Source organism: Tropicibacter sp. Alg240-R139, assembly GCF_900537075.1.
In the GTDB taxonomy this organism is placed as follows: Bacteria; Pseudomonadota; Alphaproteobacteria; order Rhodobacterales; family Rhodobacteraceae; genus Falsiruegeria.
In genome coordinates, this window is record NZ_UNRA01000002.1 from 370921 (window position 1) to 386539 (window position 15619).

Annotated in this window: 15 protein-coding genes; 5 read left to right on the plus strand and 10 right to left on the minus strand. The window is 60.0% G+C overall.

The genetic code is table 11. The annotated features are described in order from the left end of the window. The first annotated feature begins 80 nt into the window (after positions 1-80). The 4 genes from G6R15_RS09475 to G6R15_RS09490 are packed head-to-tail and all read left to right on the plus strand — an operon-like array spanning position 81 to position 6103. Positions 81-2270, plus strand: a complete 2190-nt coding sequence (locus tag G6R15_RS09475; protein ID WP_164659624.1) for a dehydrogenase E1 component subunit alpha/beta — start codon at positions 81-83, stop codon at positions 2268-2270. After that, entirely contained in the window at positions 2267-3307 is a 1041-nt protein-coding gene (locus tag G6R15_RS09480; RefSeq protein ID WP_164659625.1) for an ACP S-malonyltransferase, read from the plus strand. Before G6R15_RS09475 ends, G6R15_RS09480 begins: the two co-directional genes overlap by 4 nt. Positions 3308-3330: 23 nt before the next feature. Then, positions 3331-4833: an aldehyde dehydrogenase family protein gene (locus tag G6R15_RS09485; RefSeq protein WP_164659626.1), complete on the plus strand. Its 1503-nt coding sequence runs from the start codon at positions 3331-3333 to the stop codon at positions 4831-4833. Further along, entirely contained in the window at positions 4823-6103 is a 1281-nt protein-coding gene (locus G6R15_RS09490; protein ID WP_205520497.1) for an FAD-binding oxidoreductase, read from the plus strand. The genes G6R15_RS09485 and G6R15_RS09490 overlap by 11 nt, the downstream gene beginning before the upstream one ends. Before the next feature lie 28 nt (positions 6104-6131). Here G6R15_RS09490 and G6R15_RS09495 read toward each other — a convergent pair whose 3' ends face one another. Beyond that, complete coding sequence (locus G6R15_RS09495; protein WP_164659627.1) at positions 6132-6836, minus strand: SDR family oxidoreductase; 705 nt, start codon at positions 6834-6836, stop codon at positions 6132-6134. Positions 6837-6939: 103 nt separating this feature from the next. Between G6R15_RS09495 and G6R15_RS09500 the strand changes: the two genes are divergently transcribed. Further along, positions 6940-7800 (plus strand): LysR substrate-binding domain-containing protein, encoded by an 861-nt coding sequence (locus G6R15_RS09500; RefSeq protein WP_164659628.1) that lies wholly within the window; start codon positions 6940-6942, stop codon positions 7798-7800. A 175-nt stretch (positions 7801-7975) separates the two neighbouring features. Here the strand turns inward: G6R15_RS09500 and G6R15_RS09505 are convergent, their stop codons facing one another. The 9 genes from G6R15_RS09505 to G6R15_RS09545 form a co-directional block, all read right to left on the minus strand. Continuing rightward, positions 7976-8806 (minus strand): 3-keto-5-aminohexanoate cleavage protein, encoded by an 831-nt coding sequence (locus tag G6R15_RS09505; RefSeq protein ID WP_164659629.1) that lies wholly within the window; start codon positions 8804-8806, stop codon positions 7976-7978. A gap of 16 nt (positions 8807-8822) precedes the next feature. Then, entirely contained in the window at positions 8823-9443 is a 621-nt protein-coding gene (gene pcaG / locus G6R15_RS09510; protein ID WP_164659630.1) for a protocatechuate 3,4-dioxygenase subunit alpha, read from the minus strand. Further along, positions 9443-10171, minus strand: a complete 729-nt coding sequence (gene pcaH / locus G6R15_RS09515) for a protocatechuate 3,4-dioxygenase subunit beta (protein WP_164659631.1) — start codon at positions 10169-10171, stop codon at positions 9443-9445. The genes pcaG and pcaH overlap by 1 nt, the downstream gene beginning before the upstream one ends. Then, a complete protein-coding gene (gene pcaC, locus G6R15_RS09520) occupies positions 10168-10545 on the minus strand; it encodes a 4-carboxymuconolactone decarboxylase (RefSeq protein WP_240336717.1) in 378 nt (125 codons plus the stop codon). Before pcaC ends, pcaH begins: the two co-directional genes overlap by 4 nt. Next, on the minus strand, positions 10542-11366 hold the full coding sequence (locus G6R15_RS09525) for a TauD/TfdA family dioxygenase (RefSeq protein WP_164659632.1): 825 nt from the start codon (positions 11364-11366) through the stop codon (positions 10542-10544). Before G6R15_RS09525 ends, pcaC begins: the two co-directional genes overlap by 4 nt. A gap of 106 nt (positions 11367-11472) precedes the next feature. Further along, on the minus strand, positions 11473-12360 hold the full coding sequence (locus G6R15_RS09530; protein ID WP_164659633.1) for a sulfotransferase domain-containing protein: 888 nt from the start codon (positions 12358-12360) through the stop codon (positions 11473-11475). 75 nt (positions 12361-12435) lie between these two features. After that, positions 12436-12831 carry a RidA family protein gene (locus G6R15_RS09535; protein ID WP_164659634.1) on the minus strand — a complete coding sequence of 132 codons (396 nt, stop codon included), beginning with the start codon at positions 12829-12831 and terminating at the stop codon, positions 12436-12438. Between the two features lie 14 nt (positions 12832-12845). Then, positions 12846-14468: an AMP-binding protein gene (locus tag G6R15_RS09540; protein ID WP_164659635.1), complete on the minus strand. Its 1623-nt coding sequence runs from the start codon at positions 14466-14468 to the stop codon at positions 12846-12848. A 2-nt stretch (positions 14469-14470) separates the two neighbouring features. Then, positions 14471-15619, minus strand: a complete 1149-nt coding sequence (locus G6R15_RS09545; protein ID WP_164659636.1) for an acyl-CoA dehydrogenase family protein — start codon at positions 15617-15619, stop codon at positions 14471-14473.

The window sequence follows — 15619 nt, forward strand, 5'->3', positions numbered from 1 at the left end:
TGAGCATTTCGTATGCGCTTTGCAAGTGTGTACCGTTGAGTCGGAGCATTGCCCCGACCCCTGCAGGAAAAGGTCAGCACATGGATCGCGCACAGATCGTTCACGAAAACTTCCTTTCTCGCGTGGCCTCCAGCGACCTTCCTCGAGGTGCAGCGCCGCGCGAGGGGTTGAGCGGGACGGATGCGGTTGCGCTCTATCATGCGCAGGTGCTCAGTCGCGCATTGGACCGCACCAGCCGCGCGATGCAAAAAGCAGGGCAGGGGTTCTATACCATCGGCTCGTCAGGGCACGAGGGGATGGCGGCGGTGGCCCATGCGCTGCGCCCCGATGATATCGCGTTCCTGCACTACCGTGACGCGGCGTTTCAGATCGCGCGCGCCGATCAGGTGCCGGGGCAGCAGATCGCATGGGATATGTTGCTCAGCTTTGCCTGTTCGTCCGATGACCCGACTTCGGGTGGGCGGCACAAAGTGCTGGGGTCCAAGGCGTTGATGATCCCGCCGCAGACCTCGACCATAGCCAGCCATCTGCCCAAAGCGGTTGGCGCGGCCTATTCGTTGGGGTCGGCTCGTCGCCATGCGCCCGAGCATAGTGAGCTGCCTGAGGATGGGATTGCTGTTTGCACGTTTGGCGATGCGTCGGCGAACCATTCCACCGCGCAAGGGGCGATCAACACGGCCGGTTGGACTGCGATTCAGTCGGTGCCGCTGCCGCTTTTGATGGTGTGCGAGGACAACGGGATTGGCATTTCGACCAAGACCCCCAAAGGCTGGATCGAAATGTCGATGGAGCATCGCCCAGGCATCAAGTATTTCCGCGCCAATGGCTTGGATATCTTTGAAACCTTTGCCGTGGCGCAAGAGGCCGCCGAATATGTCCGCACCCGTCGTAAGCCTGCGTTCCTGCATCTGAAAACCGTACGCCTTTACGGTCACGCGGGTGCCGACGTGCCCACCACCTATCTCAGTAAGTCCGAGGTCGAGGCGGACGAAGCCAACGATCCGCTGCTTCACTCTGTGCGCTTGCTGGACCAAGTCGGGGCGATGTCACCGGAACAAGCGCTCAAGGTTTATATCGACACTTGCGCGCGTACCGACCGGGTCGCGGCTGAGGCCGCCAAGCGCCCACATCTGGCGGATGCTCAGGCAGTCATGGCCAGCCTGATCCCACCCAAGCGCGATTGCAAACCCACCAACGGCCCAAGCGCCGACGAACGTGCTGGGGTCTTTGGCTCGGACATGCGGGCGATGGACGACCCTCAACCAATGAGCCGCCTGATCAACTGGGCGTTGACCGATCTGATGCTGGAACATGGCGAGATCGTCATGATGGGCGAGGATGTGGGGCGAAAGGGCGGCGTTTACGGCGTCACGCAAAAGCTGCACCAGCGGTTTGGACCTGACAGGATGATCGACACTCTGCTGGACGAGCAATCCATTCTGGGACTCGCCATCGGCATGGCGCACAATGGGTTTCTGCCGATGCCGGAAATCCAGTTCCTTGCCTATCTGCACAATGCCGAGGATCAGCTGCGGGGCGAAGCAGCGACGCTTTCGTTTTTCTCAAACGGTCAGTTCACCAACCCGATGATCCTGCGGATTGCGGGGCTGGGTTATCAAAAAGGGTTTGGCGGTCATTTCCACAACGACAACTCTTTGGCCGTCTTGAGGGATATTCCCGGCGTGATCATTGCCTGCCCCTCGAACGGCGCAGACGCGGCACAGATGATGCGCGAATGCGTGCGCCTGGCGCGCGAAGAACAGCGGGTGATCGTGTTCCTGGAACCCATCGCGCTCTACCCGATGCGCGATCTGCATGGCGCTCAGGATGGCGGCTGGATGACCCGCTATCCCTCGCCAGACCAGCGGATTGAGCTGGGAGAGGTCGGGGTGCATGGCGATGGCCTTGATCTGGCGATCGTGACTTATGGCAACGGCCACTACCTGTCGCAGCAGGCGCTGCCGGAGTTGCAGACAGCAGGGCTGAGCACCCGCATCGTCGACATGCGCTGGCTGGCGCCGTTGCCTGAACAGGCGCTGCTGGACGCGACCAAAGGCTGCAAACATGTTCTGATCGTGGATGAATGCCGCCGCACCGGCAGCCAATCCGAGGCGCTGATGACCCTCTTTACCGAACAGAGCAACCAGTCAATTGCCCGCGTTGTGGCCGAGGACAGCTTTATCGCTACCGGCCCCGCCTATGCCGCGCCGCTGCCATCCAAGGATGGGATCGTCGCCGCCGCGCTTTCGCTGACAGGAGGGAGCAAATGACCCGCACAGCTGTTGTGATCTGCCCCGGACGCGGGACCTACAACAAACCCGAGCTGGGCTATCTGCACCGCCATCACGCTGGGCAAATGGACATGTTCCGCAGCTTTGATGCGATCCGCGCTGAAAGAGGGCAGATGCCGGTCACCGAACTCGATAGCGCCAGCCGTTTCAGGGTCAGCACCTATTCACGCGGCGACGTGGCCTCGCCCTTGATCTATGCGGTCTCGCTGGCCGATGCGCGGGCATTGGCCGAAGATATCGAAGTGGTTGCAGTTACGGGCAATTCGATGGGATGGTACATCGCTCTGGCTGCTGCTGGGGCGCTGTCGCCGCAAGATGGGTTTCAGGTGGTCAACACCATGGGCACGCTGATGCAGGAACAGCTTATAGGCGGGCAATTGGTCTATCCGTTCACTGATGACACCTGGGAAAACGACCCTGCACGCAAGGCCGCGCTATTGGCCGATGTCACCCGGATCAACGCCACCCAAAGCTGCAATCTGGCGCTGTCCATTGATTTGGGAGGTATGCTGGTGTTGGCGGGAAATGAGGCGGGATTGAAAGCGTTTGAGGCCGCTCAACCCACCGTGCAAGAGCGGTTTCCGATGCGGCTGACAAATCACGCAGCGTTTCACACCGGCTTGCAAGCGCCAGTCGCGGTTGAGGGACGCGCACGTCTTTCGTCTTCACTATTCAGGCAACCTGACCGGCCGATGATTGACGGGCGAGGCAAAATCTGGTGGCCGGGAGCTTGTGACACTCAGTCGCTTTGGGCGTACACTCTGGACCATCAGGTGACCGAGACCTATGATTTTACACACGCGATCCAAACCGCGGCGCGTGAATTTTCCCCTGATCTGTTTATCGTCACCGGCCCCGGTGCGACCCTGGGCGGTGCAGTGGCGCAATCGCTGACCTTGGGCAACTGGCGCGGCATGACCGACAAGGCGCAGTTCCGGGCACTGCAAGCCAAACAGCCGTTTCTGATTTCCATGGGTCGCGACGATCAACGCGCCCTTGTGACCCCTGAAACCTGATTGTCTTAGAGGAGACATAAGACATGACCCACACCGATATTCTGACCGCTGCTGGATTGACCGGAACTGAGCTGACCGGCGGCACACTTGCCGTTACCACACCGATTGATGGCAGGGAAATCGCTTGCCTCAGCATGCACAGCGTCGCAGATGCCGAGGCACAAATCGTTGCGGCCAATGACGCGTTCAAGGCCTGGCGCAGCGTACCCGGGCCCCGGCGCGGAGAGCTGGTGCGCCTGCTGGGCAATGAGCTGCGCGCGCAGAAAGAAGCATTGGGCCGTCTGGTGACGCTAGAATGCGGCAAGATCTATCAGGAAGGTCTTGGCGAAGTGCAAGAGATGATCGACATCTGCGACTTTGCCGTTGGCCTGTCGCGGCAGCTCTATGGTCTGACCATCGCGTCCGAGCGCCCGGGGCATACTATGCGTGAAACCTGGCATCCGATGGGCGTTTGCGGGGTGATCACGGCCTTTAACTTCCCGGTTGCGCCTTGGTGTTGGAACGCGGCCCTGGCGTTGGTTTGCGGCGATCCCGTGATTTGGAAGCCATCGGAAAAGACGCCCTTGACCGCGTTGGCGGTGCAAAAAATCTGCGATAAAGTAATGGCTGAGTTCGGCGCGGACGCTCCAACGGGGCTTATTCAGACCTTGATCGGAGAACGGGATCTGGGACAGGCACTGACGGCTTCGAAAGATGTCGCGATTGTTTCGGCCACCGGTTCGGTCCCTATGGGACGGGCCGTGGCAGGGGATGTGGCGGCACGTCTGGGGCGGTCGATCCTGGAGTTGGGTGGCAACAACGCGATGATCGTTGCGCCCTCTGCTGATCTGGAGATGGCGCTGCGCGCGATTGTGTTTTCCGCAGTAGGCACTGCTGGGCAGCGGTGTACGACGTTGCGCCGCTTGATCGTACACGAGGATGTCTATGATCAACTGATCCCGCGTCTCAAGGCCGCTTATGACACGCTGCCGATTGGTGACCCGCTGGATGAGGCCACACTTGTCGGTCCCCTGATTGACACGGGTGCCCTGACCGCAATGAAGGATGCTCTGGAACAGGCGCGTTCTGAGGGTGGCAGGGTGCACGGAGGCGGTCATGTCCTGACCAATACCTTTGCGGATGCCGCCTATGTTGCCCCTGCGATTGTCGAGATGCCCGCGCAATCCGCGATCATGCATCACGAGACCTTTGCGCCGATCCTTTATGTCGTGAAGTACAGCGACCTTGATCAGGCCATCGCGATGCAGAACGCCGTGCCGCAGGGCCTGTCGAGCTGTATTTTCTCGACCGACGTGCGCGAGACCGAGACGTTCCTGTCCGCCGTCGGCAGCGACTGCGGCATTGCCAACGTCAACATCGGCCCATCGGGGGCCGAGATCGGCGGCGCATTTGGTGGCGAGAAAGAAACCGGGGGCGGGCGCGAGAGTGGATCGGACGCCTGGAAAGGGTATATGCGTCGACAGACAAACACCGTGAACTACTCACGCGAGCTGCCTCTAGCGCAAGGGATAAAATTTGACATCTGACACTGCTCAAAACCTGTGGCACCAGACCTGCGCCGAGCAGATTGTGGCCCCCGTTCTGTCCGGTGATATGACAGCCGATCTGGTGGTGATCGGCGGCGGGTACACGGGATGTTCGGCGGCGCTGCATGCGGCGCAGATGGGGGCCTCGGTCTGTCTGCTTGAGGCAGAAGAGGTTGGGTATGGCGGCTCGGGTCGAAATGTCGGGTTGGCCAATGCCGGGCTGTGGCTACCGCCTGCGGACATCCGCAAACACCTGGGGGATGGGCCCGGTGATAGGCTGGTGAACCTGTTGGCCGATGCGCCGACGCTGGTGTTCGACCTGATCGCGCGTCACGGCATCGCGTGTGAGGCAGTGCAGAACGGCACCCTGCATTGCGCCCATTCGGTGCGCGGGTTCAAGGATCTGCAAGTGCGACGCACACAACTCAAGACTGCAGGCGCGCCGGTCGTTCTGATGGATGCAGACGAGACAGCAACGCGTACGGGCTCAGCGGCCTTTCACGGGGCGCTTTTTGATCCGCGAGCGGGCACGATCCAACCTTTGGGTTATGTGCGCGGCCTTGCGCGGGCTGCGATGCAGGCACAGGCGCAGGTTCATCAACACAGCCCCGCGCAACACATTGGGCATGATGGGGATGTATGGCATGTGGAGACATCTGGCGGCACCGTGCGGGCCAGGGCGCTGATCCAAGCCACAAATGCCTATCACCGCGATCTGGCCCCCACGGCGCCCGAATACGTGCCGGTACACTATTTCCAGTTCGCAACTGACCCCTTGCCGGACGCAATGCTGGCAAGCATTCTACCTGGGGGTGAAGGATGCTGGGATACTGGGCTGATCATGACATCGTTTCGAATGGATCAGTCCGGGCGTCTGGTCATTGGCGCGATGGGAGGGTTGGAGCATTTCGCCAGCGACATTCACCGCGCGTGGATCAGGCGCAAGCTGGTCGCGCTGTACCCCGAGCTTGACGGGGTGCATCTGACCCAAGGCTGGCATGGGCGTATCGCCATGACCTCGGACCACATTCCCAAAATTTTGTCGATTGGCCCCAATGCCTTTGCTGCCCATGGGTTCTCGGGTCGTGGCATCGGGCCGGGAACGGTCTTTGGCAAAGGCATGGCTGAGGCGTTGTTAACAGGAAACGATATTAGCCTACCGGTCCCGGTGGTTGAGGCACATCGCGAGCGAATGACCGGTGCAAGACAAGTCTATTTCGAGGTCGGCGCGACCCTCACGCATTTGATCAAGGCCCGAGGGGGGCCTTGATCATTCCCCTTTGCGCCACTTGGGACACTTAGACGGAACGCGTGATGCCGCCGTCTACCCGGATGTTTTGGCCGGTGATGTACCCGCCGCCCTCTGACGCCAGCATGGCCACAACTGAGGCGATCTCGTCATAGCTGCGTCCGTAGCGGCCCATGGGGATGCGTGACCGGAAATCCTCTTTCTCGGGCAGGCTGTCGATGAAACCGGGCAAGACATTGTTCATGCGGATGTTTTCGGCAGCGTACTTGTCCGAATACAGCTTTGAAAATGCCGCTAACCCCGCGCGGAATACACCCGAAGTCGGAAACACCGGATCGGGTTCAAAGGCCGCAAAGGTCGAAATATTGATGATCGACCCGCCACCTTGGGCCTGCATGATGGGGGTCACAAGGCGGGTTGGGCGCACAGCGTTCAAGAAATAGACGTCCATGCCTGTGTGCCAATCCTCGTCCGTGAGGTCCAGCACGGCAGCCCGAGGTCCGTGGCCAGCGGAATTCACCAGCACATCTACGCGCCCCCAATGTGACATGGCTGCATCGACGAGCTTTTGCAGATCGTCGGTGGATTGGTTCGACCCAGTGACGCCAACGCCGCCCAACTCGGCGGCCAGAGCCTCTCCTTTGCCGGAGGACGACAAGATGCCAACCTTAAATCCATCCGCCGCCAATCGCCGCGCGCTGTCGGCGCCCATGCCGCTGCCCCCGGCCGTAATCAGTGCTACTTTGTCCGCCATTTGAACTCTCCTTGATCTGTTGGTTTCAATGATGAGCGTCGACGCAGGAATTGACCAATGAGTTTACCTGACCTAATGCTGTAGAAATTCTATTGGATGCTGTATGTCTCGACTGCCCCCCTTGAACGCGTTACGCGCCTTTGATGCTGCCGGTCGGCATCTAAATTTTCGCTTGGCAGCCGAGGAGTTGGGCGTGACCCAAGGAGCAGTTGCACAACAGGTGCGCGGGCTTGAGGCGAGGCTTGGGGTGCAGCTTTTCGATAGGGTCGCGCGCGGGTTGGAACTGACCCGAACGGGGCGGGTCTATCTTGCTCCGGTCAACCGTGCCTTTGCACTTCTGGAAGAGGCGACCGAAGGCGTCGGTGCCCAGTCGCGGACCCTGACCATCAGTGTGACGCCGTCCTTTGCCTCGAAATGGTTGGTATCGCGCTTGGGTCGACTAACAGAATTGCACCCCGATCTGGATGTGCGTGTGGATGCACGTCCAGGGCTCTCCAATTTTCAAAGCGACGGAATAGATATTGCCGTTCGACAGGGGACGCCGCCCTTTGGCCCCGGCCTTGTGGCCGAGCCACTGTTCGCAGCCTCCTTCATTGCTGTGTGTAGTCCGTCCTTAAGCGATTTGGCCGTGCCAGAGGATCTGAAAAGACACACGTTGCTGCACGACAGCCACGGGCTTTGGCCGCTTTACCTAGAGCAGCTTGGTCTTAGTCCTGGACCAAGGGCGATCAGCTTCAACCAAACGAGCCTGGCCATTGATGCCGCGGTCGCAGGGCAAGGAGTGGCTCTGGCGGATGCGCCGCTTGTTGCGGATGAGATTGAACGCGGACGGTTGCGGCAAGTGTTCGAGGCCGGGTTGAGCGCGGACCTCGGTTTTTACATCGTTGCCCCGCGCCGTCCGCGTGTTCCTGAGCCTGTAAAGCTCATGAGGGAATGGCTGTTGAGCGAGGCGGTGAGACGGTGATCGTGAAGTTCGGAGGAGCTCCCGCCCGTCGTCGATGTTTCTGGCGAAACACCTCCTCCCGTTGGGCCGGGCGCCGGGCTTTGCCCGGCGCCCGGCCCAAAGCCGCTAGCGGTGCTGACGCAGTCAGGATCGCTCGGGTGCGGGAGAACCCCGAGTGCTAATACAGTGGGGCGTTTCAGGTTGCTCGCAACCCCAGGATTTCGCGTGCTTGCGCCGAGGTGGCCACGGGGCGTTCGTATTTTTCGCATAGGTCTGCCGCACGCGCGATCAATGCAGCGTTGGATGGTGCCAGGGTCTGTCTGTCTTGCCTCACGTTGTCTTCAAGTCCCGCTCGCGTGTGTCCGCCTGCCGCAATGGCCCATTCGTTCACAACGATCTGGTTGGGCCCGATACCGGCGGCGCACCATTCGGCCTGCGGCGCGCGTTCCTGCATTATCTTGACGTAGAAATCAAACACCTCGCGGTCAGCAAACATAGCATTTTTCACGCCCATCACGAACTGCACGTAAAGCTTACCGAAGAGCCGCCCCTGTTCGCCCATGCGGATGGCGTGCAGGATGTGGCTCAGGTCAAAGGCTTCGATCTCGGGAGTGATTTCGTATTTGATCATCTCGGACGACAGCCAGTCGATCAGGTCCGGTGCGTTTTCATAGACCCGCGTCGGGAAATTGTTCGATCCTACCGAGAGAGAGGCCATGTCGGGGCGCAAAGACAGCATGCCACCACGATCCTTGCCTGCACCCGACCTTCCCCCGGTCGAAAACTGGATGATTACGCCAGGGCAGTGTTTCTCCAGCCCTTCTTTCAGGCGTGCAAACCGTTCTGGGTCGGAGCTGGGCGATTCATCGTCGTTGCGCACATGGGCGTGGATGATTGACGCGCCGGCCTCGACCGCTGCATGGCTGCTTTCAACCTGTTCGTTGACTGTGGTCGGCACTGCCGGATTGTCAGCCTTGGTGGGCACCGATCCGGTGATGGCACAGCAAAGAATGCACGGTTTGGTCATCGGTAAACCTCGGGTTTCAGATGTCAAAGAATACGGTTTCATCCTCGCCCTGGATGCGAATGTCAAAGCGATAGACAGGCTTGCCGTCCCGCATTGAACGGGCCGCAATCAGGGTCTGGCGGCGGTGCTCCCATTCGATGGTGGTGATCACCGGATCGGAAGCGTTGGCAATCTCTTCGTCTTCGAAATAGACCCGCGTGTTGAGGCCTAGGTTGATGCCGCGCGCCACGATCCAAAGATTGATATGGGGCGCTTGGATGATGCCGTGGCGACCGGGCACGGGCCCGGGTTTGATTGTGTCGAAGCCCCATTTACCTGTCTCAAAGTCGGTGATCACGCGACCCCAGCCGCGAAACCCTTCTTCCACCTTGCCGGGGTGTTCGGGGTGGGCGTGGATGCCGTCAGCGTTGGCTTGCCACACCTCTAGCAGAACGTCTTTGATCGGCGCGCCAGTGCCGTCGATCACGACACCCTCGACCCGGATGCGTTCACCTCGGGCATTGGGGCCCGCGATGTCGCGGCCCAGTTCCTGACTGTAGATTTCAAAGCCCGCGTCTCCGGGGGACAGGCCTATGTGGACATAGGGCCCCGCCGTTTGGGATGGGGTTTCCTTGAGGTAGTCGAGTTTCTGCGCCATCAGTTCCCCTCCAGCCGATTTTCGAACAGGGTCGAGCGCCGCCCGCGCAGCACGATGTCGAATTTGTAGGCGATCGTGTCGAGCGGGATGGTCGCGTTCATGTCCAGAACCGCGATCAGCTGTTCTACCGCTTGCGGGTCGGGAATCGTGTTCACGATGGGGCATTTTGCGATCAGCGGGTCGCCTTCGAAATAGAGCTGCGTGATCAGCCTTTGTGCAAATCCCGAACCGAAGACCGAGACATGGATGTGCGCCGGGCGCCAGTCATTTACCCAGTTACGCCATGGGTAGGCGCCCGGTTTGATGGTGCGGAAATAGTAGTACCCGTCCGTATCCGTCAGGGTTCGGCCACAGCCACCAAAGTTCGGATCTAGCGCGCCCAGATATGTGTCTTTCTTGTGGCGATAGCGGCCACTGGCGTTGGCTTGCCAGATTTCGACCAGTGTGTTGGGCACAGGCCGCGCGTTTTCGTCTAAAACCCGGCCATGCACGATGATCCGTTCGCCGATGGGACTTTGGTCAGCTTGCGCAAAGTTGGACAGTAGGTCGTTGTCGATGGGGTCGATGTCATTGTGGCCAAAGGTCGGGCCGGTGATCTCGCTGATCGTGTTTTCCAAGCTGATGGCAGCATACTGCGGTGATCGCGCTACCGAAGTCTTGTAGTCGCGGGCAAAAGCCGGCGGGTGCCAGCGGCGGTCGCGCTGATAGAACTCGGCAGGTTTCTTCATGTCTCGGCCTCCATTTCGGCATAGGTGGCTTTGGCCAGCTTCAGGGCGCGGTTGGCGCGCGGGACCCCGGCATAGATGGCGACATGCTGAAACGTCTCGAGCACATCAGTCTTGCTGGCCCCCGTGCGGGCAGTGGCGCGGATGTGCATGGGGATTTCGTCGAAATTGCCCGTCGCAGCCAAAAGCGCCAGCGTCAGCATGGATCGTTCGCGCAGTGAAATCCCGTCGCTCGCCCAGACCGTACCCCATGCGCCTTCGGTGATCAGGTTTTGAAAGGGCGTGTCTAAATCGGTCTTGGCGACCTCGGCCCGAGCTACGTGATCTTCACCCAACACCTGGCGACGCACCTGCATTCCCTTGTCGTGGGGGTTCATGTGGCAACCCCGCCCAGAACTTGCCCCTCGACCGTGATGCGATGCATCAGGCGACGTGACCCCTGATAGTCAGCCACCGCATAGTGCTGCACCAACCGGTTGTCCCAGATCGCTACGCTTCCGGGTTCCCACCGAAAGCGACAGGCAAAGGCGGGTTGGGTGCAGTAGTCATACAGATAGTCGAGCAGAGGTTGCGATTCTGCGCGGCTCCAGCCTTCGAAATGAGTGGTGAAATCGCCATTCACGTACAGCGCCTTTTGCCCCGTTTGCGGGTGGCGGATCACTGCCGGGTGCAGCACAGGTTGCGAGACGCCCTCATCCGAAAGGCGTTCGTCCTGAATGCCTTCGCTGAAGGACGCATCCGAATGCCAGGCGTTCAGCCTCTCAAGCGTGGTCTTCAGCCCGTCGGACAGATGCTCATAGGCCGCCGTTTGCGAGGCAAACAGCGTGTCGCCACCAAAGGGCGGCAGTTCCCGAGCAACAAGAACCGAGCACATGGCCGGTGCAGGATCATAGGAATGATCGGTGTGCCAAGTGCCGCCGATGACCTGCGAGTGATGGGCCTCGGTTCGCACTTCGGCGATTTGGGGGTGCGCGGTAACCGGAGTGAAAAAGCGGTTCACGTCGATGGTACCGAACCGCTCGGCCAAGGCGATGTGCCCGTCGTGTGACAAATCCTGATCGCGAAAGAACACCACGCCATGCGCAAAAAGCGCATCCCGTACAGTGGCGAATCCAGCGTCGTCCAGTTCGTTCAGTGACAGGCCTTCGATCTCGGCACCTACGTGACCCGCGACCGGCCGAACAGAATTTTTGGTCATTTCGATTCCTCCCCGTTCCGACTGTTCCCGAATTCCGCTCGTGGGTCGAGTCGGTCGGTGTCTGAGCGAACAATCAAACAGAACAATTTGCTGCTATCGCAATTTCCTATTGGACGGGAAGCCGCTCAGAGCCCTGTTCCAACCAGTTGCGATCTTCTCGCGTCAGTTTTTCACTCATCAGGGCGTCATAGGCCGCCCATTCGTCGTCTGTCAGTTTGCCATGCCATTTACCGCTTGTGCCGCTGTGAAAAAAACCTGAGTCCGATTTGAAGAATCCCTTTCCACCAGACGGTGCATAGCGTTCTGCATTACTCTTCATGTTGTCAAAAGTCGCTGCTTGAACCAATTGCGCCATCAGGGCATCGGAATGCGTGATGTTCAGTAATCGGGACAGTTTGGAAAATGTTCCAGCCAAATCTCGGGTCATATCCGCGTAGTGGAACAGCGATACATTCGACTGGTCGGCCAGAGCTTTGGCCGCATTGTAGTGCTGCAGAATATGCGCAAGCGGCATCGCGTCGGCGTCAAACCCTTCGGCGCCACCGTCCAGGAAACGACGAAACGTGGTGCCGTCGATGTCCTCTTCTGGATACCAAGTGTCGAACCACGTGACCGGGAGGTTGCGCAAATGCTTACGGAAAGAGAAATGTGCATCAAGAGGGTGGCGAAACACGCAGATGTACTGCGCTTGATCATCAATAGGTAGACCGTCCATCGGGGTGTGACTTTTCATGCTGCGGCGGTGGCGCATTGCCTCCAGCCGGTCAGCCACCTCTGGCATCTCGCGAATGCGGATGTCGACCCAGGGCATCTTGACGGACAACTCAGTTTTGACCTTGGGGTCCCCGGACAGCAGCAGAGCAACGATTGTCTGCATCCAGGTGGTTCCGCACTTGGGGGGTGTTACGATAAACACGTCGTCTGGCCGGATGTTGACCATGTCCCACCGCCTGTTGTCGGTTAGGGGGCCAAGATAGAGCTTTCGGTTCGACATGTTGATGTTTTCCCTCTGCAATTATCCTCAGAAGAGGAGATGCTTAGGAATAAAGCAACAGTATGGTCATGGTTTTCAATCAATCACCGCTGTCGCCTCAATCTCTAACAGGGCTTCATCTTCGACCAAGCCTGCCACCACGACCATCGCCATAGCCGGGAAATGTCTGCCTAAAACCTTGCGATAAACCGCGCCGATTTCGGCTTGACGGGCGAGGTATTCCTTTTTGTCGGTCACGTACCACGTCAGGCGGGTGATGTGTTCGGCGCGGCCCCCCGCTGCCTCGACCACGTCCATGATGTTGCGCAGGGTTTGCTCCATCTGGCCGATGAAATCATGGGTTTCAAAAACTTGTTGTGCGTTCCAGCCGATCTGGCCACCGACATAAAGGTGCCCGTCCTTGCTGAGAACGCCGTTGGCATAGCCCTTGGCCGGGGCCCAGCCTTCGGGTTGAACGATTTGATGTGCCATTGGCGCACCTCCGCTTAATGCAGGTCCGAGCGCAGGCGAAAGCGCTGGATCTTGCCGGTTTGTGTTTTGGGCAGCGCATCGATGAACCTGACGCTGCGCGGGTATTTGTAGGGGGCGATGGTGGCCTTGACGTGATCTTGCAGCGTCTTGACCATCAGCGCGTCGCCGATCTCGCCCTCGGTCAGCACGACATGCGCCTCGACGATGTGGCCGCGCGCCTCGTCCGGGGCGGCGATCACACCGCATTCGCTGACAGCAGGGTGAGACAGCAGCGCCGCCTCAACTTCGGGGCCCGCGATGTTATAGCCAGATGACACGATCATGTCGTCGCTGCGGGCGGCAAAGTGCAGATAGCCATCGTCATCCATCACAAAGCTGTCGCCGGTGACGTTCCAGCCGTCTTGCACGTAAACCGCCTGTCGGTCGTCGGCCAGATAGCGACAGCCGGTCGGGCCGCGCACGGCGAGCTTGCCGACCTCACCTGCGGGCAAAGGATTGCCGTCGTCGTCCAAGATCTGCACCTCGTAGCCGCTGACAGGTTTGCCAGTGCAGGCTGGGCGGTGATCGTCAAAGCGGTTCGAGATGAAAATATGCAACATTTCTGTCGCTCCGATCCCGTCGAGCATCGGCTTGCCGGTCTGTTCGATCCAGGCGTCATAAACCGGTGCTGGCAGGGTTTCTCCGGCCGAGACGGCTGCTCGCAGCGACGACAAGTCTGCGCCATCCTCCATCGCTTGCAGCATAAAGCGATAGGCGGTTGGGGCGGTGAAACAGACCGTGGCTTTGTACTGTTCGATGATCTCGACCATGTTGGGCGGGCTGGCTTGTTCCAACAGCGTCGCTGCCGCACCAAAGCGCAGGGGAAAGACGGCCAAACCGCCCAGACCAAAGGTGAAGGCCAGGGGGGGCGAGCCGATGAACACGTCATCTTCGGTCACGTTCAGAACCTCTTTGGCGTAGCCATCGGCAATGATCATCAGGTCGCGGTGGAAATGCATCGTCGCCTTTGGGTCGCCCGTGGTGCCGGATGTGAACCCCAACAGGGCCACGTCGTCACGGCCCGTGTCCACGGCATCAAAGCGCACCGATTTTTCCAAGGCCAGCCGGTCCAACTCGGCGTCGTGGTTCGAGGTGCCGTCAAACCCCACCACTGACGTCAGGAACTGCGAACCCTTGGCGCAGCTCACCAGATCCTCCATCAGGCGCGTGTCACACAGCGCATGCGAAATCTCTGCCTTGTCGACAATCGCCGCCAGCTCTCCGGCGCGCAGCATGGGCATGGTGTTGACCACCACCGCACCCGCCTTGGTGGCGGCGAGCCAGCAGGCGACCATAGCGGGGTTGTTGGCGGACCGGATCAGCACCCGGTTGCCAGGTTTCACGCCCAGATCTTCGACCAGCACATGAGCCAGCCGGTTGGTCCAGTCCGACAGTTCCTTGTAGGTGCGCCGCCGCCCGTTGCCGATCAGCGCGGTGTGATCGCCAAAGCCCTTGTTGACCATGGCATCGGTCAGTTCGACGCCGATATTCATGCGCTCGGGATAGTCGAACCCATCCAGATGAAATTCGGGCCACAGATCGGGCGCGGGCAGGTTATCCCGCGCAAATGTATCGCTATGGGCTGTTGGTCCCAGCATGATCAGTTCCCTCCCAGAAACGCTCCCATCGTTTGGCGCGCGATCACCACGCGCTGAACGTCTGACGCGCCCTCGTAGATGCGCAGGGCGCGGATATCACGGTACAGCTCCTCTACCTTCTGCCCGTGTTTGACGCCGTCGCCACCGTGCAATTGCACCGCCTTGTCGATGACCTGTTGCGCCTGATCGGTGGAATACAGCTTGGCCATTGCAGCCTCGCGGCTGACGCGCGCGGCCCCTGAATCCTTGGTCCAGGCGGCGCGGTAGACTAGGAGGGCGGCGGCATCCACGTCCATTGCCATGTCGGCGATGTGGCCCTGCACCATCTGCAACTCGAACAAGGGCGCGCCCTGCACCTGCCGTTCATTGACCCGCGCCAAGGCCTCATCCAAAGCGCGCCGTGCAAAACCAAGCGCTGCCGCCGCCACAGTGGTGCGGAACACGTCGAGCGTCGCCATCGCCACCTTGAACCCTTGTCCCGGCGCGCCTAACAACGCCGATTTCGGCACCCGGACATCAGTGAACTGCAAGGTCGCCAACGGATGCGGCGCGATCACTTGCAGCCGTTCCACCACCTCGAACCCCGGCAAGCCCGCAGGCATCACAAAGGCGCTCAGCCCTTTGGCCCCCGGTCCCTCACCCGTGCGAGCAAAGAGGGTGTAAACATCAGCAATCCCCCCGTTCGAAATCCAGGTTTTTTCGCCATTCAGAACATACTCATTCCCATCCAAAGTCGCGGTCATGGTCGAGTTCGCCACATCAGACCCAGACTGAGGTTCGGTCAAAGCAAAAGCGGAAATCGCCTTGCCCGCGCGGGTCAACGGTAACCACTCGTCCTGCTGCGCTTGGGTGCCAAACAGCGAGATCGCCCCGGTCCCCAGCCCCTGCATCGCAAAGGAAAAATCCGCCAAGCCGTCATGCCGCGCCAAGGTCTCGCGGATCAGGCACAGGGTGCGCACGTCCAGCACGTCGCCCGCCGTCGGCTGTAACCATCCCGCTGCGCCCAGATCGGCCACAAGCTTGCGACAGGCCGCGTCGATGTCGGCATGATCCACGCTCAGATGATCCGCGCACCATGCGTCCAGAGCATCCGCCAGTTCCCGATGGCGGTCCTCAAAAAACGGCCACTTTAGAAAGCTACGATCAGCCAT

Excerpts from the sequence above, each read along its gene's own strand:
- G6R15_RS09540 (WP_164659635.1), bottom strand. The coding sequence starts at position 14,468 with ATGCTGGGACCAACAGCCCATAGCGATACATTTGCGCGGGATAACCTG.
- pcaH (WP_164659631.1), bottom strand. The coding sequence starts at position 10,171 with ATGAAGAAACCTGCCGAGTTCTATCAGCGCGACCGCCGCTGGCACCCG.
- G6R15_RS09505 (WP_164659629.1), bottom strand. The coding sequence starts at position 8,806 with ATGACCAAACCGTGCATTCTTTGCTGTGCCATCACCGGATCGGTGCCC.
- G6R15_RS09530 (WP_164659633.1), bottom strand. The coding sequence starts at position 12,360 with ATGTCGAACCGAAAGCTCTATCTTGGCCCCCTAACCGACAACAGGCGG.
- G6R15_RS09480 (WP_164659625.1), top strand. The coding sequence starts at position 2,267 with ATGACCCGCACAGCTGTTGTGATCTGCCCCGGACGCGGGACCTACAAC.
- G6R15_RS09535 (WP_164659634.1), bottom strand. The coding sequence starts at position 12,831 with ATGGCACATCAAATCGTTCAACCCGAAGGCTGGGCCCCGGCCAAGGGC.
- pcaC (WP_240336717.1), bottom strand. The coding sequence starts at position 10,545 with ATGAACCCCCACGACAAGGGAATGCAGGTGCGTCGCCAGGTGTTGGGT.
- G6R15_RS09485 (WP_164659626.1), top strand. The coding sequence starts at position 3,331 with ATGACCCACACCGATATTCTGACCGCTGCTGGATTGACCGGAACTGAG.
- G6R15_RS09525 (WP_164659632.1), bottom strand. The coding sequence starts at position 11,366 with ATGACCAAAAATTCTGTTCGGCCGGTCGCGGGTCACGTAGGTGCCGAG.
- G6R15_RS09495 (WP_164659627.1), bottom strand. The coding sequence starts at position 6,836 with ATGGCGGACAAAGTAGCACTGATTACGGCCGGGGGCAGCGGCATGGGC.
- G6R15_RS09475 (WP_164659624.1), top strand. The coding sequence starts at position 81 with ATGGATCGCGCACAGATCGTTCACGAAAACTTCCTTTCTCGCGTGGCC.
- G6R15_RS09500 (WP_164659628.1), top strand. The coding sequence starts at position 6,940 with ATGTCTCGACTGCCCCCCTTGAACGCGTTACGCGCCTTTGATGCTGCC.
- pcaG (WP_164659630.1), bottom strand. The coding sequence starts at position 9,443 with ATGGCGCAGAAACTCGACTACCTCAAGGAAACCCCATCCCAAACGGCG.
- G6R15_RS09545 (WP_164659636.1), bottom strand. The coding sequence starts at position 15,619 with ATGGCTGATCGTAGCTTTCTAAAGTGGCCGTTTTTTGAGGACCGCCAT.